This is a genomic window from Phyllobacterium sp. YR620 (assembly GCF_900104165.1).
GTDB classification, from domain to species: Bacteria; Pseudomonadota; Alphaproteobacteria; order Rhizobiales; family Rhizobiaceae; genus Phyllobacterium; species Phyllobacterium pellucidum.
The window spans coordinates 1-3391 of record NZ_FNJP01000011.1; the positions used below are offsets into that span (position 1 = coordinate 1).

The 3391-nt window shown below is 58.8% G+C and carries 2 protein-coding genes; both read left to right on the forward strand.

The window, feature by feature from the left end:
* Positions 1–2645, forward strand: a 2645-nt coding sequence (locus BLR72_RS22135) for a glycoside hydrolase domain-containing protein (protein WP_210183750.1), incomplete at its 5' end; no start/stop codon positions are given.
* 113 nt (positions 2646–2758) lie between these two features.
* The coding region (locus tag BLR72_RS22140) for a hypothetical protein (protein WP_210183751.1) at positions 2759–3391 on the forward strand (633 nt) is incomplete at its 3' end.

The window sequence follows — 3391 nt, forward strand, 5'->3', positions numbered from 1 at the left end:
TGCCGAAGACCCTCGAAACCCTCGCCAAGAAGATCGCCGACACCACGGCAGCGCTCGACAAGCGCCTGGCGCCCTATTCGGGCCCATGGGAAGAGAGCCTCGAATTCCTGCGCCCGCGCTCCGACGCCCCGCTGACAAAATATGTCAATCTCTATATAGGTACGGGGGTCAACGGCGATAGCGGGTTCTCGGGCAATCTCAGCCCGAGCGCCCAGCTGCCGTTCGGCTGGGTCAATTTTGGTCCGTCCATGAACCGTTCAGGCTTCAACGGATCGGGTGGCTACCTCTACAGTTCGACGACCATCCCTTACTTCTCGATAAAGCACCTTAACGGTCCCGGCTGCACCAACCACGGCGAAGTCGCTATGTTGCCCAACAATACGGCTTCTACGATCAGCGCTTCGTCGGGTCCGAGCTTTGACCGGGCCAATGAGTTCGCCCAGCCTGGGTACTACAAGGTGAAATTCAACGGCTCCAACATCACCACCGAGCTGACCGCTACGCAGCGTACCGGCATGGTGCGTCTCACCTATGACAACAAGGACAAAGCCTTCCTGCACTTCGATGCGCGGATCAATTCGCAGAATCGTGCGGGCGTGCCGGCGAACATGGTCGACCTGACCGTCGATCCTGCCGGCAAATCCCTGTCGGGCAAGACGGTCGTCTCCGCCTTCTGTGCGCCATGGGGCGGGGGCTGGAACCAGCCGGTCTATTTCTATGCAGCCTTCGACAAGCCCCTCAAACCCGCGGCCGATACCGTCAACGTCGTTACGCCGAACAAGACCATTGCGCTCCAGTTTGATCTGGGCGACGCAGACAAAACCGTGCTCGTCAAGATCGGCACCTCGTCGGTGAGTGTCGCCAACGCCAAACTCAACGTGCTTGGCGATGCCCAGTTCAAGGGCGAAAATCCCGGCTGGTCCTTCGACGACATTCGTAAGCTGGCCGATGATACCTGGAACAAGCGTCTGAATACCGTCCAGATCGATCTTGCCAAGAACGATCCCGCCAAACTGACCGACAATCAAAAGAAGAAGATAATTCAGTTCTATTCCTCCCTGTACCGCGTATTCGGCGGGCCGACCGTTTATAGCGACGTCAATGGCGAATACCGCAGTTTCCGCCAGGCAAAGATCAGGGACGCCTCCGGCCAGGAGGTGTGGCCGCCATACGATGACGAGTCGAACGGAAAGAAGGTCTTGAATACACCTATTCCCGAGCGCGAAACCGCAAAAGTCTCGGATTACACCTACAAGAAGGCCGACGGCACGACGGGCGGCTACAAAACCCACTATTCCGGTTTCTCGACATGGGACACCTATCGCACGCAGGCGCCGTTCCTGGCGCTCGTAGCGCCAGACGAGGCAAGCGACATGATGCAGTCGCTGGTGGCAATCGCTAAGCAGTGCGGTAACTTTCCGCACTTTGCCGACGGTTCCGACGATGCATGGGCGATGTCGGGCCACAACTCAATAACCATTGTATCTGGATCATATGCCTTCGGTGCGAAGAACTTCGACCTCGCAAGCGCGGCCAAGTTCTTCAAAGAGGCGACGTTCGATCCAAACAGCGCCTGCAATAACAAGCGCAGTTACAACACCGGCAGCTGGACGACGGAAGCGCAGGTGAAGCATTATTTTACGAACGGCTATTTTTCGGACGCCGCTGTCTCGACGGTGGACAGTTCCATCCATGACATGTCGGCGGCCGCCTTCCTCAAGAGCATCCCTGCGGCTGCACTCGCCGATGGTGGAGTAACGCCGGCGGATATCTCAGCGCTCTTCGCTCGGGCGTCCAACTGGACGAATGTCTTCGACGATGCATCCAAGACAATCAAGGATCGGGCCGCAGTGACGGTGGATGCCGCCGGGGTGGCGATGAAAGGACCATTCAAGGAAGGTATCTACTTCCACGAAGCCACCGAACCCAACTATTTCTGGTCTTTCGGGCACGCCTGGTCTGACCTGATCAACAAGCTCGGTACCGACCGATCAACCGCCAAGCTCGCAGCGATGACCAGGTTGAACACTTTGTTTTCCCTAACGCCGGACCTGTCCGGACCAGAGCCGACAGCGAAACAATTCAATGGCGGCGAGAGATCCATCAACTACTATGTCGGCAATGAAATGGCCTTCTCCGCACCATGGGCCTACAACTGGGCGGGTTCGCCGAAGCACGCGCAATATGTATTAAAAACAATTCTCGACAAGAACTTTTCCAACGATCCCGGCGGTCTTCCCGGCAATGACGACGTCGGGGCGCTGACAAGCTGGTACGTCTTTGCGACACTCGGCATCTATCCCATCATTCCTTCCCAGCCGGGTTTTGCTATCTCCACGCCGCAATTCGACGGCATCAGCTTCTGGATGCCCAACGGCAAGAAGCTGCGCTTCTCGACCGGCGGCAAGAGCGCCCTTCTCGATGATGTCCGCTTCATTCAGGACATGAAGCTCAACGGCGCCACCTATCAAGGCACCTGGCTGCCGCTCGACAAGATCAAGGATGGCGGGCGGCTGGCCTACACCCTCTCCAAGACCCCGACAGGATGGGGCGAGGATGAGGCTCTCACTCCGCCCTCGGGCCCGGCCGGCGACTACTCGAAGCCGACGGCCAATCCGCTCCCCGGCGTTCAGATCGTCCAGTAGAAAATCTGGAGGGGCCGCTTCGGCGCCCCTCCTGCAATTCCGGGTGAGCGGCTGCAGCGCCGATATTTCGATTTAAAAAACGGTTTTCATTACTGATTCATTTGGAGGAATTCATGACCATAACGCGAACACTGCTTGCCGGGCTGCTCGGCTGCACCATGCTTGCCGGATGTAATTCGGATGACAAGAAAGACGCCGAGGCAGCATCGAGCACTTTTGCCAGTGATGTCGATGCGCTGAAGCAGGACAATGCCAAGCTCAGTGCCAAGGTTGGCGAGTTGCAGGCGGCGGCTGCCGGCACGGCCACGGTGAGCGTCACGGTCGGCCAGCTGCAGAGCGACCTGCAGACGATCACCACCGACCTGTCCACCTTGCAGGCCAGGGCGAGTGCAGGCGAGGCCGAGGGCGGCGCGCTGACCGGTGAGTTCAAAGGGCTGCAGGAGCGGGTTGACGCGCTAACCACCGCGCTTTCCACCCTCGACAAGTCGTCCGTCACCCAGCAACAGCTCGATACGCTCACCACCGGCCTCGCCGGGGTGAAGACCACCCTTGGCGCCGACATTGAAGCGCTCGACAAGAAGGCAGCCACCAAGGAACAGCTCGACAAGCTGGCATCGGACCTTGCCGCATTGAAGACGAGCCTCACGACACTGTCCGACCTGCAGCAGGCCGACCACAAGCTGACCGTTTCCGCCACGGCCTCCAAGATCAGCACCATCGACTTTCCGGCAGCTTCCGACCGCCTC